Annotated in this window: 17 protein-coding genes; 8 read left to right on the forward strand and 9 right to left on the reverse strand. The window is 69.9% G+C overall.

Annotation, left to right across the window (positions count from 1 at the left end; translation table 11 throughout):
- Nucleotides 1–3 precede the first annotated feature (3 nt).
- The 4 genes from AB0E67_RS03230 to ychF all read right to left on the reverse strand — a co-directional run bounded on the left by AB0E67_RS03230 (nt 4) and on the right by ychF (nt 5839).
- Nucleotides 4–1209: a restriction endonuclease subunit S gene (locus tag AB0E67_RS03230; protein WP_362020210.1), complete on the reverse strand. Its 1206-nt coding sequence runs from the start codon at nt 1207–1209 to the stop codon at nt 4–6.
- The gene (locus tag AB0E67_RS03235) at nt 1206–2744 is read right to left on the reverse strand and encodes a class I SAM-dependent DNA methyltransferase (protein WP_362020213.1); all 1539 of its coding nucleotides are present in this window, start codon (nt 2742–2744) and stop codon (nt 1206–1208) included. Before AB0E67_RS03235 ends, AB0E67_RS03230 begins: the two co-directional genes overlap by 4 nt.
- Nucleotides 2741–4288, reverse strand: a complete 1548-nt coding sequence (locus tag AB0E67_RS03240; protein WP_362020216.1) for a class I SAM-dependent DNA methyltransferase — start codon at nt 4286–4288, stop codon at nt 2741–2743. Before AB0E67_RS03240 ends, AB0E67_RS03235 begins: the two co-directional genes overlap by 4 nt.
- A 462-nt stretch (nt 4289–4750) precedes the next feature.
- Entirely contained in the window at nt 4751–5839 is a 1089-nt protein-coding gene (ychF, locus tag AB0E67_RS03245) for a redox-regulated ATPase YchF (RefSeq protein ID WP_362020219.1), read from the reverse strand.
- 597 nt (nt 5840–6436) lie between these two features.
- On the opposite strand from ychF, the gene AB0E67_RS03250 reads away from it, so the two are divergent.
- The gene (locus AB0E67_RS03250) at nt 6437–7051 is read left to right on the forward strand and encodes a DUF6542 domain-containing protein (protein WP_362020222.1); all 615 of its coding nucleotides are present in this window, start codon (nt 6437–6439) and stop codon (nt 7049–7051) included.
- Between the two features lie 331 nt (nt 7052–7382).
- On the opposite strand, the gene ppgK is transcribed toward AB0E67_RS03250, so the two are convergent.
- Nucleotides 7383–8123 carry a polyphosphate--glucose phosphotransferase gene (gene ppgK / locus AB0E67_RS03255; RefSeq protein WP_362020225.1) on the reverse strand — a complete coding sequence of 247 codons (741 nt, stop codon included), beginning with the start codon at nt 8121–8123 and terminating at the stop codon, nt 7383–7385.
- A gap of 256 nt (nt 8124–8379) precedes the next feature.
- A complete protein-coding gene (locus tag AB0E67_RS03260; protein WP_362020228.1) occupies nt 8380–9372 on the reverse strand; it encodes a 4-hydroxy-3-methylbut-2-enyl diphosphate reductase in 993 nt (330 codons plus the stop codon).
- A 90-nt stretch (nt 9373–9462) separates the two neighbouring features.
- On the opposite strand from AB0E67_RS03260, the gene AB0E67_RS03265 reads away from it, so the two are divergent.
- The 4 genes from AB0E67_RS03265 (at nt 9463) to AB0E67_RS03280 (ending at nt 13542) form a co-directional block, all read left to right on the forward strand.
- A complete protein-coding gene (locus AB0E67_RS03265; protein WP_362020231.1) occupies nt 9463–10866 on the forward strand; it encodes an APC family permease in 1404 nt (467 codons plus the stop codon).
- A gap of 182 nt (nt 10867–11048) precedes the next feature.
- Entirely contained in the window at nt 11049–12260 is a 1212-nt protein-coding gene (xseA, locus tag AB0E67_RS03270) for an exodeoxyribonuclease VII large subunit (protein ID WP_362020234.1), read from the forward strand.
- Between the two features lie 157 nt (nt 12261–12417).
- A complete protein-coding gene (locus AB0E67_RS03275) occupies nt 12418–12699 on the forward strand; it encodes an exodeoxyribonuclease VII small subunit (RefSeq protein WP_362020237.1) in 282 nt (93 codons plus the stop codon).
- 252 nt (nt 12700–12951) lie between these two features.
- On the forward strand, nt 12952–13542 hold the full coding sequence (locus tag AB0E67_RS03280; protein ID WP_362020240.1) for a malonic semialdehyde reductase: 591 nt from the start codon (nt 12952–12954) through the stop codon (nt 13540–13542).
- Between the two features lie 257 nt (nt 13543–13799).
- Here AB0E67_RS03280 and AB0E67_RS03285 read toward each other — a convergent pair whose 3' ends face one another.
- The gene (locus tag AB0E67_RS03285; protein WP_362020243.1) at nt 13800–14318 is read right to left on the reverse strand and encodes a DUF4245 domain-containing protein; all 519 of its coding nucleotides are present in this window, start codon (nt 14316–14318) and stop codon (nt 13800–13802) included.
- Between the two features lie 142 nt (nt 14319–14460).
- Between AB0E67_RS03285 and glpX the strand changes: the two genes are divergently transcribed.
- Nucleotides 14461–15492, forward strand: a complete 1032-nt coding sequence (glpX, locus tag AB0E67_RS03290; protein WP_351518387.1) for a class II fructose-bisphosphatase — start codon at nt 14461–14463, stop codon at nt 15490–15492.
- Between the two features lie 184 nt (nt 15493–15676).
- Here glpX and AB0E67_RS03295 read toward each other — a convergent pair whose 3' ends face one another.
- On the reverse strand, nt 15677–16060 hold the full coding sequence (locus AB0E67_RS03295) for a WhiB family transcriptional regulator (RefSeq protein WP_362020246.1): 384 nt from the start codon (nt 16058–16060) through the stop codon (nt 15677–15679).
- A gap of 401 nt (nt 16061–16461) precedes the next feature.
- On the reverse strand, nt 16462–17142 hold the full coding sequence (locus tag AB0E67_RS03300; RefSeq protein WP_073781738.1) for a DUF1707 domain-containing protein: 681 nt from the start codon (nt 17140–17142) through the stop codon (nt 16462–16464).
- Nucleotides 17143–17478: 336 nt separating this feature from the next.
- Here AB0E67_RS03300 and AB0E67_RS03305 point away from each other — a divergent pair, with 336 nt between their 5' ends.
- Nucleotides 17479–19155 carry a fumarate hydratase gene (locus AB0E67_RS03305; RefSeq protein ID WP_362020249.1) on the forward strand — a complete coding sequence of 559 codons (1677 nt, stop codon included), beginning with the start codon at nt 17479–17481 and terminating at the stop codon, nt 19153–19155.
- Between the two features lie 902 nt (nt 19156–20057).
- The gene (locus tag AB0E67_RS03310) at nt 20058–21359 is read left to right on the forward strand and encodes a M18 family aminopeptidase (protein WP_362020252.1); all 1302 of its coding nucleotides are present in this window, start codon (nt 20058–20060) and stop codon (nt 21357–21359) included.
- The last annotated feature ends 116 nt before the right edge of the window (nt 21360–21475 follow it).

The following is a 21475-nucleotide window of genomic DNA, read 5'->3' on the forward strand; positions in this document are numbered from 1 at the left end:
ATCTCACGCGCTGCAGCCGAGCGCCGCCGCCGTCGTTGTTTCCGCCGACGCGCCAGGGCCCTGCAACAGCACGTTCAAGGTGCGTTGCATCAGATTACGCGTCTGTGTCAGGTCCTCGGCGAGGGTGGTGCGCAGTGCGCGGGCGGCTTCGAGCCGCTCGACCACACGTTGTTGGATGGAGAGAGGGGGGACGGGGATCGGCTGGGCCGAGAGAAGGCCGGCAGGGAGGTGGGCCATCGACGTGGTGCGCTTAGCCACCCGGGCAAATGCCCCCAGGCGCTGGCAGCGGCGGAACCAGCCGAGAGCGAACTCTGGTAGCACATCAACGCCCGCACGAAAACGCAGCAGCGTCATCTGGAAACAGCAGTCCTCGATCTCCCCGCGGTACATCGCTGCGCGGCCTACATACTCAAGGCTTTGCCCTTCGTTGAGCAGCACGTCCTTCGGCCGGAGCGCATACTTGGCGAAAGCGGGGGGGGCGAAGTTCATCTCCAGCACGTCATCCAGGAACAGCTCATCGTCCCCGACGTTTGCGACACGGAGGTAGGGACGCAGATCCGTACCCTGGTGCACCTTGGGCTCACGCTTCATGCCCAGCTGTACTTCCCCCGCCTCGCCAACTCGGCGCACCGGCCACCCCGGCTCGTCGTACAGCTCCGCCAGTGCCGTGAGCTCAGCCTGCCGTGCGGCCTCCAGCGCGGTGGCCTTCGCCTGCGCGGTGCGCTCGAACGACCAGATGAGATCAGCGATTTTTCGTTGCTCCGAGAGCGGCGGGAGGGAGAATTCCTGCCGCGCGAGAGTTTTCCAGTTGATCGTCGGTGACAAAGAGCCGACAGAGATTGCCACGGCTCGGTCGACGAACGTGTCCGAGTGCAGGAAGGCTGGCAAAAACTCCGGGGCCACATACTCCCTCCGTGCTCGCAGGACCAACGCGTGCGCGGAGCAAATCCCGTCGAACTCGGCCACTGCCGCCTTACGCTGATACACGCGACGTCTGCCGAAGATGACGTCTCCCGCCAGGAACCGCAGCTTCGTGGCCGTCACCACACTGGGATCAGACCACCTAGTCACCGTCAATTCACCACTATCCACGTGTTCCAAGCCCACATAGCGGGATGCGCCGGACGTACTAGGGTCATCTACCCTTTCACCTGAATTGTCTGCAATGTCAGAAAATCTGACGGTCTGCCAATCGCTGTGTGTAGTCACGGCGTTCCCCCAAGGATCTTGAGCAGAGCGGCGGCACGTACCCTTGCCTCCTGGGAGCGGGATCCCCAGCTTTCAAGATCGATGGCAAGCTCCTCCCGGGTCTCCCGGCCTTCGCCCCTCGCTTCCCGGCCGAAGTAGAGGCCCAGGGACAGGCTGGTCCTGTGTTGCTCAATCTCGTCCGCTGTCACCCAGCGCGAGAGCCCGTCGATCGCTTCGTCGCTCGTGTAGGCCCGGAGAATCTGCGCGATGTGCTCCTCGCTCAGGAATGACTGACCTCGCACCCGGTCCAGCAGGTGCGCCGCGTTGACGAAGAGGACCTTCCCCTCACGCTCAGGCCGCTTCCGGGTGCGCAGCACCACCACGCACGCCTCCATCGGCGAGTTATAGAAGAGCCCCGGCCCGAGTCCCAGCACACACTCCAGGAGATCGGACTCGATCAGTTTCTCCCGCATAGCCCGCTCGTCCTCCCGGAAGAGCACGCCGTGAGGGAACAAGATGGCGCACCGGCCCGTGTCGGAGTTCAGCGAGGCGGCGATGTGCTGGAAGAACGCGTAGTCCGCTCTCCCCTGGGGAGGCACACCCCACATATTGCGCTGGTAGGGGTCCTTGGCAAAGAGCGGGCGGTTCCACTGCTTGATCGAATACGGGGGGTTGGCGAGCACCACGTCGAAGCGTTTCAGCTGGTCGCCTTCGAAGAACAAGGGTACGGCGAGTGTGTCACCGCGCTCGATGCGGAAGTTCTCAATGCCATGCAGATAGAGGTTCATGCGGGCGATCGAGGAGGTCATCACGTTGAACTCCTGCCCGTACAGGGTGAGCTGGCGATGGTCCTTCCCCTGGCGCTTCAACTCAGCCGCCGCAGTGACCAGCATGCCGCCCGTGCCGCACGTAGGATCGTAGACCGTCTCCCCGGGCTCTGGTTCGAGCATCCGGGTCATGAGCCGGACCAGCGTCCGGTTCGTGTAGAACTCTTGAGCCGTATGCCCGGAGTCGTCCGCAAACTTCTTGATTAGGTACTCATACCCTCGGCCGAGTTCGTCCTCCGGGACCCGGGCCAGGGAGAGCACCTGGGTGGAGAAGTGTTCCAGAAGGTCACGAAGTGTGGCGTCCGAGAGTCGTTCAGTGTTCGTCCACTGAGCATCCCCAAAGACTCCCCAGAGCTGCTCCGGGTTGGCCTTCTCGATGGCCTTCATGGCCTGAGCGAGCGCCGAGCCGAGCCCGGAACGGGCCTCCCGGACGTCTGCCCAGTGGTGACCGTCAGGAATCTGGAACTGGTAGTTCTCCTCCTTCGCCACCAGCTCCGCGTCCCCGTCGTAATCGCCGAGGGCCTGCTCGCGCTCCTCGTCGTGCACGTCACAGATCCGCTTGAAGAAGAGCAGCGGGAAGATGAACTGCTTGTAGTCACCCGCGTCGATGAGTCCCCGCAGCCGGACCGCCGCTCCCCACAGATAGTTCTCCAGCTCCCGCTGGTCCAACTGCCCCGCTGCTACATCCGTACCGTGCAGCACATCCGCAGCACCTCTGACGCCGCTCATCCGAGGAGCCTCCATTCCTTGAGCCGGCTACGCAGTTCGTTCTCCGCCACCGCAGCGTCCATCAGGGCGCTTTCCAGGGCGGTGACGGCCTCGCTCAACGGGGGCAATTCGGCCGCGCGGTCCTTTCCGACGTAGAGCGGGATGTTGAGGCTGCCGTCGTTCCTCTCGATCTCCGGGAGGTCGACCAGGCGGCTGCGCTCCTTGATGTCCGCGAAGGCGCGATACCAGCCCAGGATGCGGGAGACGTGCTCGGCCTCCAGCACGTTCTGGTTGCGCCCCTTGCGCAGCTGGTCGGAAGCGTCGATGAAGAGGATCTTCCCTCGTCGCTCCTTCGGCTTCTGCGCGCGCAGCACGAGGACACAGGCGGCCAGGGGCGCGCCGTAGAAGAGGCGTTCCCCCAGTCCAATGACTGCCTCGATCGCATCCGACTCGATGATCTTCCTGCGGATACGGGCTTCGGTGCCATCCCGGAAGAGGATGCCCTGCGGCAGGACGACAACCGCCCGGCCGGTGTCGGGCTGGATTGAGGCGAGCATGTGCTGGACCCAGGCCCAGTCGGCCGTGCTGCGCGGGGGCACTCCAGTCGCACCGCGCCCGTAGGGGTCCCTAGCCCATCCCGTCTCGCCCCACGCGGCCAGCGAGAACGGCGGGTTCGCGATCACGCAGTCAAAAGTCCGCAGACCTCCATCCGAGGCAAAGAAGCGGGGCTCGCGCAAGGTGTCCCCGCGCTCCACCCGGAAATCATCGATCCCGTGCAGGATGAGGTTCATGCGGGCAATGCCCGAAGTCGTGAGGTTCTTCTCCTGGCCGAAGATCTTGCCCCACAGCAGCTGGGGAGCCACTCCCTTTCGAGCGAAGTGGTGGGTGACCTCGATCAACATCCCCCCGGTGCCGCATGCCGGGTCGTACACGGTCTCGCCCGGTTCCGGGGCGAGGATGTTGACCAGCAGCTCGACCACGGCGCGAGGCGTATAGAACTCGCCGGCCTTCTTGTTAGACAGATCCGCGAACTTCTTGATCAGGTACTCGTACGCCTGCCCAAGAAGATCCGCGTCTGCATGCGCGTCGCCGAGGAAACGTGCGGAGAAGTGGTTGAGGAGCGCCCGCAGTACGTGGGGCGGGATGCGGTCACGATTGGTCCACGGTGTGTCACCGAAGATTCCATCGAGTGTGTCCGGGTTGGCCTTCTCGATCGCGCGGAGCGCGTCAAGCAGCGCACAGCCGAGCTTCGTATCAGGTGCCGCTACGACATCGTCCCAGCGATGCCCCTCCGGGATGACGAAACGGTGCTGATCCGCCTTGGCCGCGAAGTCACGGTCGCCATCGGAATGCGCGAGAGCGTCGTCGAACTCCTCGCCATATACATCGCACAGACGCTTATAGAAGAGCAGCGGGAAGATGTAGCTCTTGAAATCTGCCTGATCGACCAGCCCCCGCAAGAGATGGGCAGCGCCAAGCAAATGCGACTCCAGCTCACTGAGCGTGAGCCCTCCGGCCGCATCCGGCAGCAGTTCCAGCTGCTCAGACGCTTCCTGCTGGGCCACAGTGAGACTCCATTCTGCACGTATCGGGCGAAGATGCCCGAAGCGTAGCGCTTGACTACCGCAAGTCCGACCGCCCGTCAGGGTATCCCGGGAGCTTCAGCGGTAACTGGCTTTCAAGATCAGGGCCTACCAGAGCCGCACAGACTCACCGTCCGGACTCGGACGCCACCCGTTGCCCTTGCCTCTGCCCTTGCCTGAGGTAAGACCCAGGGCAAGGGCCCACGTGGTGGACGAGTCGGGTCGGGCGGAGGGATATGGATGCAGTCCCAGCACCGTAGTCGACCCGTGTCCCAGCACGATCCCAGCACAGTAAGGATGACCAGGGATGACGACAGGTGACGAGGGGTTAGCTATCCCAGCACCATCCCAGCACGGGAAGAAACGAAGGGCCCGACTCCGGAGAACCGAACCCTCCATGACCTGCATGTTTGCCAGATCAGCGACGTGGTGTTATGTCAGCCGCTACACGTTGAAGCGGAACTCCACCACATCGCCGTCCTGCATCACGTAGTCCTTGCCCTCCATGCGGGCCTTGCCCTTGGCGCGGGCCTCGGCGACCGAGCCGGTTTCGACGAGGTCCTCGAAGGAGACGATCTCCGCCTTGATGAAGCCCTTCTGGAAGTCGGTGTGGATCACACCGGCCGCCTCGGGGGCGGTGGCGCCCTTCTTGATCGTCCAGGCCCTGGCCTCCTTGGGGCCCGCCGTCAGGTAGGTCTGGAGCCCCAGGGTGTCGAAGCCGACGCGGCCGAGGGTGGCGAGGCCGGGCTCGTCCTGGCCCATGGACTGGAGGAGTTCCAGGGCCTCGTCGTCGTCGAGCTCGATCAGCTCGGACTCGATCTTGGCGTTGAGGAAGATCGCCTCGGCGGGGGCGACCAGGGCGCGCTGCTCGTTCTTGAAGTCCTCGTCGACCAGCTCCTCCTCGTCGACGTTGAAGACGTAGAGGAAGGGCTTGGTCGTGAGCAGGTGCAGCTCGTGGAGGAGCCTGCCCTTCTCGGTGCCCGCCGTGATGCCCTCGGCGAACAGGGTCTGGCCGGACTCCAGGATCTTCTGGGCCTCCTCGACCGCGGCGAGGACCGCGACCTTGTCCTTCTGGAGGCGGGACTCCTTCGTGAGGCGCGGCACGGCCTTCTCGATGGACTGGAGGTCGGCGAGGATCAGCTCGGTGTTGATCGTCTCGATGTCGTCCTTCGGCGAGACCTTGCCGTCGACGTGGACGACGTTCTCGTCCTTGAAGGCGCGGATGACCTGGCAGATCGCGTCAGACTCACGGATGTTCGCGAGGAACTTGTTGCCCAGGCCCTCGCCCTCCGAGGCGCCGCGGACGATGCCGGCGATGTCGACGAAGTCGACCGTCGCGGGCAGCAGCCGCTGGGAGCCGAAGATCTCCGCCAGCTTGTTCAGACGCGCGTCGGGGACGCCGACGACACCGACGTTGGGCTCGATCGTGGCGAACGGGTAGTTGGCCGCCAGCACGTCGTTCTTGGTCAGGGCGTTGAACAGGGTCGACTTGCCGACATTCGGCAGACCGACGATTCCGATCGTGAGCGACACGTTGGCGACTTCCTGAAGGATGGGAGGGCGGGGTGGCCTCGGCCCGGGTGGGCCGATTCTCCAGTTTACGGGCGGGGGCGAGCGGCCGGTCCGGCAACCGGGCTCCGGCAGGCACGGCCCGAGGCTCCTGCGGGCCCAGCCCGGTCTCCGGGGCCCGTCGGTCACGGGTCGGCGTCTCGGCGGGTACGGACGGCCGGGCGGCCCCGGGGGCCCTGCGGGCACAGACGGCCGGGCTCCGACGGGCACAACCCAAGGGTCCCGGCGGGTACGGACGGCCGGGCGGCGCCGGGGCCCTGCGGGCACAGACGGCCGGGCTCCGGTGGGCACGGTCCAGGGGCCCCGGCAGCGGTCCCCCGCAGGCACCGACCGCCCAGGACCTCCCGTAGGCGCGGCCCCGCGTTCCGAGGGCCGTGGAATCCGATGCGAAACCGGCGGGAAGCCGGCGCGAAGCCGGCCGTTCGGGCCGGGAGCGGGCCCGGTTCGGTCAAGAGCGGCCCGGTTCCCGTTCGGCCGTGTGGCATCGAACTCACCCCCGACGTCACCCAAAGCGCGTGTCCCGCACCCGCTTCCTGCCGTCCGGCGACCTACGTTGTCACGGTGGAGCAGCCCAGAACACGTCCCCCGCAGCGCCCGCAGCGCGGCCGGTCCCAGCAGGCCCCGCTGTCCCCGCAGGGCACCATCGACGAAGCCGAATCCGTCTACCGGGTGGTGGACGCGAAGCCGGGTGGCCGGTCCCGGCCGGTGCCGCCCGTCGTTCTCGCGCTCCGCAGGCTGCCCAATCCCCGGCTGACCGGCATCGGCGCGGGTCTCTTCGCCGCCGCCGTCATGTTCGTGCTGGCGTGCCTCGACTCGCTGCTGTTCGACGGCTCGGCGACCGTGTACGGCGTGCTGTTCCTGCCGGTCAGCGCGCTGACCGCGCTGTGGGTGCGGCCCGCCGACCTGGTGACCGCCCCGATCATCGTGCCGATCGCGTTCGCCGTCGGGATCATCCCGATCTCCGGCGGTGACGGAGGTTTCGCCGGTCAGACCATGGCGCTCGTCACCGCCCTCGCCGTGCACGCGGGCTGGTTGTACGGCGGCACGCTCGTCGCCGGGCTCATCGCGACCGTGCGGAAGGTACGGATGATGCGCCTGCGGCAACGGCAGCGCCGGGAGATGTCCGCCGCGCAGGCGCCCCGCGACCCGAGGGAGACGCGCCGCCCCCGGCGCTGACCACGCCCCTGGCCGGTGCGGAGTCCCTCAGGCCGTTGCCGGGGCCGGGACCTCGGGCCCCCGAGGCCGGGGCGGAGCTCCCGAGCCGGGCTCGGGGGGCGCGCTCGGAGGTCGGTGCGCGCTCCTCGCCGGGGCGTATGCACACAGGGTGTACGCCTGCGGGGGCGCTTGCGTACGGCTCACGGCTCGTGCACGGCCGCCCGGCGGGCGGGCACCGTACGCCCGGCCCCTCGCCCGCCCCCCGCTGCCCTTCCGGCTTCCGCGCCTCTACGCCCTGTCCGACATATGCCCTGTCCGATCTACGCCCAGCCCGATCTACGCCCAGCCCAATCTACGTCCTGTCCGACGCCGCCATCGCCGCGCCCACGATGCCCGCGTTGTTCTGCAGCTCCGCCGGCACCATCTCGGCCCGGACGTGTTCGACCAGCGGCAGGAACTTGTCGGCCTTGCGGCTGACCCCGCCGCCGATGATGAAGAGCTCGGGCGAGAACAGCATCTCCACGTGCATCAGGTACTTCTGCACCCTGCGCGCCCAGTGGTGCCAGCCGAGGTCCTCGTCCTCCTTGGCCTTGGTGGAGGCGTGCGTCTCCGCGTCGCGGCCCTCCAGCTCCAAGTGGCCCAGCTCCGTGTTGGGGACGAGCCTGCCGTCGGTGAACAGGGCGCTGCCGATCCCCGTACCGAACGTCAGCATGATCACGGTTCCCCTGCGGCCCCGCCCCGCGCCGAACGCCATCTCCGCGATGCCCGCGGCGTCGGCGTCGTTCAGGAGGGTGACGGGCAGGCCGAGCCGGTCGCTCAGGATCCGGCGGGCCTCCGCGTCGATCCAGCTCTTGTCGACGTTGGCCGCAGAGCGGGTGCACCCGTCGGTGACGACGCCGGGGAACGTGATGCCCACCGGCCCCGACCAGTCGAAGTGGCCGACCACCTCGGCCACGTGGTCGGCCACGTCCTTGGGCGTGGCCGGGTGCGGTGTGAGTACTTTGTAGCGCTCCTGCGCCAGGTCTCCGCGCTCCAGGTCAACGGGAGCGCCCTTGATCCCGGATCCGCCGATGTCCACGCCGAAGATCTCCATGGAATCCACGGTACGGGCAGGCGGCCCGGCCCACTTCCCGGAGCGCGGAACCGCCGGAGCCGCTACAGACGCAGGGCGGCTGTAGCGGCTCCGGCGGTTCCGGCGGTTCCGAGCGCTTCTGCGAACCCGTCCTCGTCGGTGGCTCCAGCGCTTCGGTGGCTCCAGCGCTTCGGTGGCTCCAGCGCTTCGGCGGGTCCGACCGCATCGGTCGTTCCGCCGCTTCGGTGGCTTCGCCGGCTCCCGGCTCCGGTCGGAGCTACTTCCCCTCGACCAGCTCGGCGGCCTCGGCCCGCAGGTCGCGGCGGAGTTCCTTCGGCAGCGAGAACGTGATGGACTCCTCGGCCGCCTTCACGATCTCCACGTCCTCGAAGCCGCGCCGCGACAGCCACTCCAGGACGCCGTCGACCAGCACCTCGGGAACGGACGCGCCCGAGGTGACGCCGACCGTGGAGACGCCCTCCAGCCACGCCTCGTCGATCTCGTCGGCGAAGTCGACCAGGTGGGCGTCGCCGGCACCGGCGCCGAGGGCGACCTCGACTAGGCGGACCGAGTTCGAGGAGTTCTTGGAGCCGACGACGATCACGAGGTCGGCGTCCGCGCCCATCTGCTTCACCGCGGTCTGCCGGTTCTGCGTGGCGTAGCAGATGTCGTCGCTGGGCGGCGAGATCAGGAGCGGGAACTTCTCCTTGAGCGCGCCGACCGTCTCCATCGTCTCGTCGACGGACAGCGTGGTCTGGGAGAGCCACACGACCTTCGACGGGTCGCGCACCTCGACGTTCGCGACGTCCTCGGGGCCGTCGACCAGCGTGATGTGGTCGGGGGCCTCGCCGGAGGTGCCGATGACCTCCTCGTGGCCCTCGTGGCCGATCAGGAGGATGTCGAAGTCCTGCTGCGCGAAGCGGACGGCCTCCTTGTGGACCTTGGTGACCAGGGGGCAGGTCGCGTCGATCGTGGCGAGCTTCCGCTCGGCCGCCTCCTGGTGCACGGTCGGCGCGACACCGTGCGCGGAGAACATCACGATCGAGCCCTCGGGGACCTCCGCCGTCTCCTCGACGAAGATCGCGCCCTTCTTCTCCAGGGTCTGTACGACGTACTTGTTGTGGACGATCTCGTGGCGTACGTAGACCGGGGAGCCGTACTGCTCCAGGGCCTTCTCCACGGCGATCACGGCACGGTCCACGCCCGCGCAGTAGCCACGGGGAGCGGCGAGCAGGACGCGGCGGGGTGTCGGAGCAGTCATGGGCCCCATCGTAAGGCCGCGCCGGACGGGCGGAAGATCGACGGGGTCGCCAGACTGATGCGTACGCGATCTGGTGCGTACGCGATCGACGGAGGGCTCATGTCGGGGACCGGAGGCGGCAGCGGCGACGGCGGGGGCAGCGGCGGCGTCGGCACTGAGGTGAAGGGCGCGCACCAGGAGCCGGGCCGACTGCGGCGGACGCTCGGATTCCGGGATCTGGTGGTCTACGGGCTCCTCTTCATCGCGCCGATGGCGCCCGTCGGGGTGTTCGGGACGCTCGACGCGAAATCGGGCGGCGCGGTCGCGCTGGTCTACGTCGCGGCGACGGTCGTGATGGCGTTCACGGCCTTCAGCTACGCCCAGATGGTGCGCGTCGCCCCGCTGGCGGGTTCGGTCTTCGCCTACGCGCGCAAGGGGCTCGGGGAGGGAGCGGGGTTCGTCGCGGGGTGGATGGCGATGCTCGACTACCTCCTGATCCCGGCCGTCGCCTACCTCTTCTCCGGGATCGCGCTGAACGCGCTCGTGCCGTCGGTGTCGCGATGGGTGTGGACGGCGCTCGCCGTCGTCGTGACCACGCTGCTCAATCTGTGGGGCGTACGGGCCGCCGCCCGGGTCGGGTTCGCGGTCCTGATGATGGAGATCTCGGTACTGCTGGTGTTCCTGGTGTCGGCGGTGGCGGTGCTCCTGCGGAGCGGGGCGCAGCGCGGGTGGCTGACCCCGTTCACGGGCGACTCCGGTTTCGCCCTGTCGGCGGTGCTGGGCGCGGTGTCGGTCGCGGTGCTGTCGTACCTGGGCTTCGACGCGATCGCCTCGTTCGCCGAGGAGGTGACGGGCGGCTCGGCGAAGGTGGCGCGGGCGGTGCTGTTCTGCCTGGTGCTCGCGGGCACGCTGTTCGTGGCGCAGGGGTACCTGGCGGCGCTGCTGGAGCCGATGACGTCGGCGGAACTGGCCAGCGATCCGGCCGCGCAGGGATCGGCGTTCTACGACACGGTGGACGCGTCGGTCGGGACCTGGCTGCACGATCTGGTGGCGATCAGCAAGGCGGTCGGAGCGGCCTTCGCGGCGCTGGCGGGGCAGGCGGCCGCGGGACGTCTGGTGTTCGCGATGGCCAGGGAGCGGCGGCTGCCGTCGCTGCTGTCCAGGGTCGATCCGCGGTCGGGAGTACCGCGGTTCGCGATCCTGCTGGCGGCTGCGATCACGCTGGTGGCCGCCGTGTGGGCGGCCCGGCGCCCCGACGGTCTCGACCATCTGGTGTCGGTCGTCGACATCGGGGCGCTGACGGCGTTCGTCCTGCTGCACGCGTCGGTGGTCGGCTGGTTCGCCGTACGCCGGATGGCGGGGCCGCCGAGCTGGTGGCGGCATGTGCTGGTGCCGGTGGTGGGTGCGGGGGTGCTGCTCGCGGTGATCAGGGCGGCGACCGCGAGCGCCCAGGTGGTGGGGGTGTGCTGGCTGGGAGTGGGGTTGGTGGTGCTGGCGGTGCAGTGGGGGCGGCGACCGGCGTGACGGAGCCGTACGCCCCGCTCCCAACGCCTGTACGTCCCGGCGGATGTGCGCCCCCACGGCTGTGCGTTCCGGCGGACGCGCGGTGCGGCACCCGGGCGGAGCGGGGGCGAGGTGGGGGACGGTGACGGCGTGGCCGGTTCGCGGGCGGCCGATTGTCGGCGCCGGCGGATACGCTCACTCGCATGGCTCTCCAAACGTCCGCCGAAGCTCCGCTGCCCGTCGGCGAGGTGTCGCGGCTCATCGGTGGCTGGATCGACCGGCTCGGGGCGGTCTGGGTCGAAGGACAGATCACCCAGCTGTCACGGCGGCCCGGCGCCGGTGTGGTCTTCCTGACGCTGCGCGACCCCTCGCGGGACGTCTCGGTGGGCGTGACGTGCTTCCGCCAGGTCTTCGACCGGATCGCCGACGTGGTGACGGAGGGGGCGCGGGTCGTCGTCCTCGCGAAGCCCGAGTGGTACGCGCCCCGTGGGCAGCTGTCGCTGCGGGCCACGGAGATACGGCCGGTCGGCGTCGGTGAGCTGCTGGTCAGGCTCGAACAGCTGAGGAAGTCGCTGGCCGCCGAGGGGATCTTCGCGCTCGACCGGAAGAAGCCGCTGCCGTTCCTGCCCCAGCTGATCGGGCTGGTCTGCGGGCGGGCCTCCGCTGCCGAGCGCGATGTGCTGGAGAACGCCCGCCGTCGTTGGCCCGCTGTGCGGTTCGAGGTACGGAACACGGCGGTGCAGGGGGTGCACGCGGTCAATCAGGTGGTCCAGGCCGTGAAGGAGCTGGACGACCTCCCGGATGTCGACGTGATCGTCGTGGCCCGGGGCGGCGGCAGCGTGGAGGACCTGTTGCCGTTCTCGGACGAGCAGCTGATCCGTACGGTCGCCGCGTGCCGTACGCCGGTGGTGTCCGCGATCGGTCATGAGCCGGATTCCCCGCTGCTCGACCTGGTCGCGGACCTGCGCGCCTCGACGCCGACGGACGCGGCGAAGAAGATCGTGCCCGATGTGGGCGAGGAGCTGGACCGGGTGCGGCAGCTGCGGGACCGGGCGTTGCGGTCGGTCCGGGGGCTGCTGGACCGGGAGGAGCGGGGGCTGGCGTACGCGCTGGCCAGACCGTCGATGGAGCACCCGCAGCGGATGGTGGACGAACGGGAGTCGGAGATCGACGCCCTGGCCGGACGGAGCCGACGGGTGCTGGGGCATCTGCTGGACCGGGCGGACTCGGAGCTCGCCCACACCCGGGCGCGTGTGGTCGCGCTGTCCCCCGCGGCGACCCTGGAGCGCGGATACGCGGTGCTGCAGCGTGCGGACGGCCACGTGGTGCGGGCCCCCGAGGACGCGGGACCGGTGGGTGAGGTGCTCCGGGCGCGGGTGTCGGGAGGCGAGTTCGCGGTGCGGGTGGCCGAGTGAGCCCCGGCCGTGCCACGCCACGAGGGACCACGCCACGCGGGCCCGCACCACGACGGGCGGGAGAGCGCCGCACGCCCTCGGCACGGTGCGCGGACGGCGGCGATGACGGACGACGAGGTCGAAGGCCCGAGGCGGGCCGGAACGTAGGGTGGGGCATATGACGGACGACGGGGCCGCGACGGCCGGTGCCACGGGCACGCTCGGATACGAGCAGGCCCGTGACGAGCTGATCGAGGTGGTACGCCGCCTGGAGGCGGGCGGTACGACGCTGGAGGAGTCCCTCGCTCTCTGGGAGCGGGGCGAGGAGCTGGCGAAGGTGTGCCGGCACTGGCTGGAGGGCGCACGCGCGCGACTGGACGCGGCCCTGGCCGGGCCGACCGGCCCTCAGCAGACCGACGACACGCCCCTACGGGACGGCGCGGCGGGCGACGACGACTGAGCTCCGGTGTCCGACGACGGCCGAGGACATCCGGGGCCGACCGAGGATGTCCGGGCCGCCACGGACCCCCGGATGCCCGCACCGACGCCGCCCTGCCCGGCCCGGACACCGTGACCCGTCCCACGGACGTTGCCTGTGTCCTGTGGAACGGATCACTCCCCTCCGGGTTTAGTTGAAAGTTAATGCACTTCTGCCCTACGGTGTTCCGCGTTGCACGAACCACGCGCACAACCCGGAAGGCATTACCGCACCATGTCCCTCGTTCTCGACCCCGCCGCGCAGGACCTCCTCTTCCGTGAGGCCCGTACCGCCAACACCTTCACCGACGAGCCGGTCACCGATGAGCAGGTCCAGGCGATCTACGACCTGGTCAAGTACGGCCCCACCGCGTTCAACCAGTCGCCGCTGCGCGTCGTCCTGGTCCGCTCCGACGACGCCCGCGCGCGCCTCGTGAAGCACATGGCCGAGGGCAACCAGCCGAAGACCTCCACCGCCCCGCTGGTCGCGATCCTGGCCACGGACAACGAGTTCCACGAGGAGCTTCCGGCCCTGCTGCCGCACTTCCCGCAGGCCAAGGACGCCTTCTTCTCCGAGCGCCCAGTCCGCGAGTCGTCCGCCGCGCTCAACGGCTCGCTGCAGGCCGCGTACTTCATCCTGGGCGTCCGCGCCGCCGGTCTGGCCGCCGGCCCGATGACCGGCTACGACGCCGCGGGCATCGAGAAGGAGTTCCTGGACGGCGACCACAACGTGCTGATGGTCGTCAACATCGGCAAGCCGGGCGAGGACGCCTGGTTCCCGCGTCTGCCGCGCCTCTCCTACGACGAGGTCGTCACGACCGTCTGATCGCGCGACGCGGACAGGAAGAAGGCCCCGGAGCAGCGCCGCTCGCTGCCGATCCGGGGCCTCTTCCATGCGCCGCAACGCGCCCCGGGGCCCCCTGAGCGCCCCGTGGGCCGGGAGCGCGGCCCGGGCGCGCCCCGAGCACTCCGTGCGCCGGGATGCCCGGGGGCGACGCGCCGGAAATCCCGGCAGGTGCGAAATCCTGACCGATCAGGGAGCCGGCGGGTCGGGAATCCGGCGGGTCAGGGGATCGCGGCGAGTCAGGACTCCTTGAGCGCGGCGGCCATCTCCGCCAGCCGCTCCGTCGGGGCGGACCCCGTCACCACCGTGGTCGCGTCCTTGCCCCGGAGCACGAGGGCGTCGTACTTGTCGCCCTTCCAGTGCTGCCACGTCTCACCGGCGACCTGCCGGGTGCGTCCGGTGTTCCTGGCGTTCTGGCTGACCTCGGTCACGTACTTCTCCGCCAGGGAGGTGGACTGCTCCACCGCGACGTACTTACCGTCCGGGTCGAGGAAACCCAGGTGCCAGCTGTCGCCGTTCTCGCGGTCGTAGCTGACCGAGGTCGGCTTCCAGTCCTTGGCGAGCCCGTCCGGGGCGGCCACCGGGTACGGCGCCGCACGCCGCGCCGTCACCAGCTCCACCCGGTAGTCGATCGCCTTGACCGGGTTGGCGTTCTCGTCATGCGGAACGAAGATGTAAACGAGCGCTGCCGTGCCGGTGGCCACCGCCATCGACAGGAACATCCCCCGCACCGTCTGCTTGCCTCGCTTGCTAGCCACGGGTCCATGGTCGCATCAGAGACGACGGGCTCGTCGCTCGGGTCGAGCGCTCAAAAGTGACCCGGTCTGCTCATTTTATCGACCTGACGATAGAGTCATTGCACCCTCTTCCGGTCGTCGCCGTACAGAAAGGTGCGCTCCGATGTCCGAGCATCATCTGCCGTCCCAGCTCGAGGTCTCCCCGGAGGCCCCCGACCGCAACCTCGCCCTGGAGCTGGTCCGGGTCACCGAGGCCGCCGCCATGGCGGCGGGGCGCTGGGTCGGCCGCGGGGACAAGATCGGCGCCGACGGGGCCGCCGTGAAGGCCATGCGAACCCTCGTTTCCACCGTGTCGATGAACGGCGTCGTCGTCATCGGCGAGGGCGAGAAGGACGAAGCCCCCATGCTGTTCAACGGGGAGCGCGTCGGTGACGGCACGGGCCCCGAGGTCGACATCGCGGTGGACCCGATCGACGGCACGACGCTCAACGCCAAGGGCATGCCGAACGCGATCGCCGTGCTGGCCGCCGCCGACCGCGGCACCATGTTCGACCCGTCCGCGGTCTTCTACATGGACAAGCTGGTCACGGGACCCGAGGCCGCCGACTTCGTCGACATCAACGCGCCCGTCTCGGTGAACATCCGCCGTGTCGCGAAGGCGAAGAACTCCTCCCCCGAGGACGTCACCGTCGTCGTTCTCGACCGCCCGCGCCACGAGGGCATCGTCAAGGAGATCCGGGAGACCGGCGCCCGCATCAAGTTCATCTCCGACGGCGACGTCGCGGGCTCGATCATGGCCGCCCGCGAGGGGACCGGCGTGGACCTGCTGATGGGCATCGGCGGCACGCCGGAGGGCATCATCTCGGCGTGCGCCATAAAGTGCCTCGGCGGTGTCATCCAGGGCAAGCTCTGGCCGAAGGACGAGGCCGAGCGGCAGCGCGCCCTGGACGCCGGGCACGACCTGGACCGGGTGCTGTCCACCGACGACCTGGTCAGCGGCGACAACGTGTTCTTCGTCGCGACCGGCATCACGGACGGCGAGCTGATGCGCGGCGTGCGGTACCGCGCGGAGACGGCGACCACCGAGTCGATCGTCATGCGGTCCAAGTCCGGCACCATCCGGAAGATCGACTCGACGCACCGGCTCTCGAAGCTCCGCGCCTACAGCGCGATCGACTTCGACCGCGCGAAGTAACCCCCTTCCCCGCGGACCCGGTGGGTCCGGCCCGTGGGCTCGTTCCCGAACGCAGGGGACGTACGCGAAGAGGCGCCCCTACTGTGCGGTGGGGCGCCTCTTCGCGTGCACGAGGGTGCCCGCGCGCGTGGACGGGCTCGCTCCCCGGCCGTCCGCTCGCCGGCGTTGCACGGCCGTGTGCCCGTCAGCCCGCCGCGGCGACGCGGTTCGGCGTCCCGGTGGACGCCGCCGACGCCTTCAGCTCCATCTCGCGCCGCCTGCGCCGGGCGAGCACCACGCGGCGCTCGGCGGCGGTGAGACCGCCCCACACGCCGTACGGCTCCGGCTGTATCAGCGCGTGCTCCTGGCACTCGACCATCACCGGGCAGCGCGCGCAGACCCGCTTCGCGGACTCCTCCCGCGCGAGTCTGGCGGCGGTCGGCTCCTTCGACGGAGCGAAGAACAGCCCGGCCTCGTCGCGGCGGCACACCGCCTCCGAGTGCCAGGGGCCGGCCTGGTCCTCCCGAGCGGGAATGCGCTGGGGAGGAACGGCGGCGACCTGCAGGGGCTGATGCGGCAGTTGCAGCACGGTCTACTCCTGACGACGGCTTCGGAGCGAGAAGACGATGCAGCAGTCCCTACCCGCTGTGCGTGCGCCTATGCACTGAGTGGCCCTCGGTTCCGGGCCTCACAAGTGCCTCTGGTCAGGGATTTGGCTGAATCTCGAAGGCGATTCCAAGGCGATAGGAAGGCGATTCCGAGGCGCTTCGAGGACGATCCGAACCTCGGTTCCGGAGCGCCGCCGAAACGGCCCGGAAGCGGCTCGAAGGCGACCCGGAACCGGTTCGGAGGCGCCTTGGAAACGCCTTGCGAGCCGCTCGGATGCGCCTTGGAGGCAGCCTGCGGTGGTTCGGAGGCGGCCGCACCGGGGCCCGGGAGGAGTTCCGGGCATTCCGAACGGGCCCCTCCCGCACGGCCCACGCCGCCGCCTCAGCCCAGGTGTTTGCGCATCTGCTTGCGCAGCCGGTCCTGGAGGTCCTCGATGAACTTCCCGCGCTTGGGCTTGGCGTCGACGCTGCCGAACACCGAATATCCGTTGACGACGACCACGGGCGCCTCGGGATCGGCGGATTCCAGCGTGGAGACCTCGAAACTGCCGAAGACACCGGTGCCGCCGCCGCGCAGCGAGATGTTCTCGGGGACCCTGATGTCGACGCTGCCGAAGACGGAGGTCGCGTTGATCACCGTGAGCCTCTGGCCGAAAAGCGCCTCCGTCAGATCGATCTCCACACTGCCGAAGAAGGCGAAGGCGTTCGTACGGCCGCCGACCCGCCAGCGCCCCCTGCGGGTGGAACTGCTGAAGATCGCCACGAGGCTCTCCGCCGGGCCGCCCGGACCCGCCGCGTCCTCCTGGCCCTGGACGCCGGGGGCGACGGTCGGGCGGGCACCGCCGGGCGCGGGCAGATCCCGCACCAGCGGTTCGAGTTCACCCACGGTCTTGGCGCGGTACACCGCGTCGACCCGCTCGGAGTGTTCCTCGGCGGTGAGCCGGCCCTCGGCCATGGCCTCGCGCAGGATGTCCGCGATCCGGTCACGGTCCGCGTCGGAGGCGCGGATACCGGCCGGCTCGGCCGGGGCTACGGGCTTCTGGGGGTGCTTTTCGAGGTCCACCGCCCCAGCGTACCGAAACGCGATAGATCGCGACTACCCCTTGCTCCGCCCCGCCGTGTCGCGTCCATGCCCACATCCATGAAACCCCTGGTCGGCCACAGCGCGTGCGCGCCGTCCGCGACGTCCCCGCCGACAGCCGTTTCACCCACGCCGCGTCCGCGCCGGCCCCCTCCCGGACGGACACCCGCACGAGCCCTCTCGGGCAGGCGTCCGGACGAACCCCCTCGGGCGGATGCCCGGACTGAGCCTTACCTCACAGCTTCGGTGCCCGTACGGGGTTCTACCCTGGTGGATGCGCTGCCCGAGGGAGGCCAGCCGCCGTCTGCCGAGTGAGGAATGGCCGTAATGCCAGAGTTCGCGTACTCCGATCTGCTCCCCCTGGGAGAGGACACCACGCCCTATCGTCTGGTGACCTCCGAGGGTGTCTCCACCTTCGAGGCCGACGGCCGTACGTTCCTCAAGGTCTCCCCGGAGGCGCTGCGCACCCTGGCCGCCGAGGCCATGCACGACATCTCGCACTACCTGCGCCCCGCCCACCTCGCGCAGCTGCGGCGGATCGTGGACGACCCCGAGGCGTCGTCGAACGACAAGTTCGTCGCGCTCGACCTGCTGAAGAACGCGAACATCGCCGCCGCGGGCGTCCTGCCGATGTGCCAGGACACCGGCACCGCGATCGTCATGGGCAAGCGCGGGCAGAACGTGCTCACCGAGGGCGGTGACGAGGAGGCGCTGTCGCGCGGCGTCTTCGACGCCTACACCAAGCTCAACCTCCGCTATTCGCAGATGGCTCCGCTCACCATGTGGGAGGAGAAGAACACCGGCTCCAACCTGCCCGCGCAGATCGAGCTGTACGCCACCGACGGCGGCGCGTACAAGTTCCTCTTCATGGCGAAGGGCGGCGGCTCGGCCAACAAGTCGTTCCTGTTCCAGGAGACGAAGGCCGTACTGAACGAGACCTCCATGATGAAGTTCCTGGAGGAGAAGATCCGTTCACTGGGCACGGCCGCCTGCCCGCCCTACCACCTGGCGATCGTCGTCGGCGGCACGTCGGCCGAGTTCGCGCTGAAGACCGCGAAGTACGCCTCCGCGCACTACCTGGACGAGCTGCCCACCGAGGGCTCCCCCACCGGCCACGGCTTCCGGGACAAGGAGCTGGAGGAGAAGGTCTTCGAGCTGACGCAGAAGATCGGCATCGGCGCCCAGTTCGGCGGCAAGTACTTCTGCCACGACGTACGCGTCGTCCGCCTCCCCCGCCACGGCGCGTCGCTGCCGGTCGCGATCGCCGTGTCCTGCTCGGCGGACCGCCAGGCCGTCGCGAAGATCACCGCCGAGGGGGTCTTCCTGGAGCAGCTGGAGAAGGACCCGGCGCGCTTCCTGCCGGACACCACCGACGAGCACCTGGAAGAGTCCGGGGACGTCGTGAAGATCGACCTCAACCGGCCGATGGACGAGGTCCTCGCCGAGCTGACCAAGTACCCGGTCAAGACCCGGCTTTCGCTGACCGGTCCGCTGGTCGTGGCCCGCGACATCGCGCACGCCAAGATCAAGGAGCGGCTGGACGCGGGCGAGGAGATGCCGCAGTACCTGAAGGACCACCCGGTCTACTACGCGGGCCCGGCGAAGACCCCCGAGGGGTACGCGTCCGGCTCCTTCGGCCCGACCACGGCCGGCCGCATGGACAGCTACGTCGCGCAGTTCCAGGCGGCGGGCGGCTCCAAGGTGATGCTCGCCAAGGGCAACCGCTCCAAGCAGGTCACCGACGCCTGCGAGGCGCACGGCGGCTTCTACCTCGGCTCGATCGGCGGCCCGGCGGCACGCCTCGCGCAGGACTGCATCAAGAAGGTCGAGGTCGTCGAGTACGAGGAACTCGGCATGGAGGCGGTGTGGCGGATCGAGGTCGAGGACTTCCCCGCGTTCATCGTCGTCGACGACAAGGGCAACGACTTCTTCACCGAGCCGGCCGCCGCGCCGACGTTCACCAGCATTCCGGTGCGAGGCCCCGGCCTCGCCTGACGCCCCGGGAAGAACACGCGCCCGGACGCGGAGGAGCACGCCCCTGTCGCGCGAACGCGACACCACGAGCCCGAGTGCCACGTTCGCGCGACAGGGGCCGTCCCCACGTGCGGGCACGGAACCACGAAGGTACGGAAGTACGGCAGCACGACCGCCGCGTACCCCGGTCATGAGCGCGCACGCCCCCACGACCGGGGGCGCGGCGGCGCGCTTTCCGGGGTGCGCGGCTGCATGCGTTCCGGCATGCGCGTTCCGGCGTACGCGTTCGGCGTGCGTACGGCCCTCCGCGGGCCCGGAGGATCCCGGGGCCGACCCGTGGGCCCCGGTCGCGGCCGGAACACGGCCCATGTGACGAGGGCCCGACGGCGGGACGCCGTCCCGTGCCACCCCCCGAACCGGCCATGACGGGTGGGCGTCACCAGCGATTACGTACGGCAAGTTTCAGCCAATTTCGCGGCGGTCCACGCGGGACCGGTCCCCCGGCCCGGCACCGGGGCGCGCGTCCGGTACGCGCGCCCCCCGCCGACCTTCGGGACCCCCCTCGAACCCCCTCCGTACGGGCGCCGCGCGCCCTCGCACGCCCCGGTCCCGGGCTCCCCTGCGGCCGGTCCGGCACCGCCGCTTTCACGCAGCGGGGCGTGCCGGGGACTTGCGCCGTACCGGGCCCCTGCGGTGGGTTGTCGAGGGCCCCGACGTGCTCGGCGCTCCGCGGTCGCGGGGAACCGGGAGCCCTCGCCGGGAACCCGTAGCCGGAAGAAGTCCCGGAAACGGAAGAAGTCCCGGAAAACAGCAGCCCAGCCGCCACCCCCCACACCCCGGACCGCACCCGACCCGCACCGAGCGGCCGGACGCGGCCCGGGCACTGTCACCTCACCGTCGAACACCGGAAAGGCGGACGCCGTATGACGCCGCTTCCCCACCGCAGCCACGCCGACGACCTGCTGTCCTTCATCAAGGCCAGCCCCTCCCCGTATCACGCGGTGGCCTGCGCCGCCCAGCGCCTGGAGAAGGCCGGCTTCCGAGAGCTGCGCGGCACGGACGACTGGACGGGCACGACCGGCGGCTGCTTCGTCACCCGCGGCGGTGCCCTGATCGCGTGGTACGTCCCCGAGGGCGCCCCCGCCCACACCCCCTTCCGGATCGTCGGCACGCACACCGACTCGCCCAACCTGCGGGTCAAGCCCACTCCCGACACCGGGACGGCGGGCTGGCGGCAGGTCGCCGTGGAGGTGTACGGCGGCGTCCCGTTGAACACCTGGCTCGACCGCGATCTCGGCATCTCGGGGCGGCTGGCGCTGCGCGGGCCCGGCGGCACGGTCGAGTCCCGGCTCGTCCAGATCGACGAACCGCTGCTGCGGGTGCCCCAGCTGGCCATCCACCTGGACCGCACGGTCAACGAGGGTCTGGCCCTCGACCGGCAGCGCCATCTCGCCCCGCTGTGGGCGCTCGGGGCGCCCGAGGAGGGTGCGCTGCTGCGCCGGGTCGCGCGGACCGTGGAGGCGGACCGGGAGGACGTGCTCGGCTGGGACCTGATGCTCCACGACGTCCAGCCGCCCGGATACCTGGGCGCGGACCGGGAGTTCGTGGTGTCGGCGCGGCTGGACAACCTGGTGTCCGTGCACGCCGGTGTGACGGCGCTGGCGGCCGCGGCGACCGCGCCCGACGAGCCCGTGTACATCCCCGTCCTGGCCGCGTTCGACCACGAGGAGGTCGGCAGCGGTTCGGAGACGGGCGCGCAGAGCCCGCTTCTGGAGCGGGTGCTCAACCGTTCGGTCACCGCGCGCGGCGGCGGCTCGGAGGACTGGGCCAGGGCCCTGTCCGGCGCGTTCTGCGTGTCCTCCGACATGGCGCACGCCGTACACCCCAACTACGCGGAACGGCACGATCCGGGTCATCAGCCGCTGCCCAACGGCGGCCCGACGGTGAAGGTCAACGTCAACCAGCGGTACGCGACCGACAGCACGGGCATGGCGGTGTTCGCGGCGGCGTGCGAGCGGGCGGGCGCGCCGTGGCAGCCGTTCGTCTCCAACAACGCGATGCCGTGCGGTACGTCCATCGGCCCGCTCACCGCGGCCCGGCTGGGCGTCACGACGGTCGACGTCGGAGTACCCGGGCTGTCCATGCATTCGGCGCGCGAACTGTGCGGGGCCGCCGATCCCGGTCATCTGGCCGCCGTCCTGGGCGCGTTCATGGCATCCGACTGACATCCGGCGGTCGACCGCGCGGCCCCCGGCCGGCGCGGAGGCCCGGGACGGGCCCGAAGGGCCTGCGGCGCCCGGTCGGCACACGGGAGGGGTGGGACGGTCCGGACCGCCCCACC

The sequence above is a fragment of the Streptomyces sp. NPDC032161 genome, assembly GCF_040636995.1.
Taxonomy (GTDB): Bacteria; Actinomycetota; Actinomycetes; order Streptomycetales; family Streptomycetaceae; genus Streptomyces.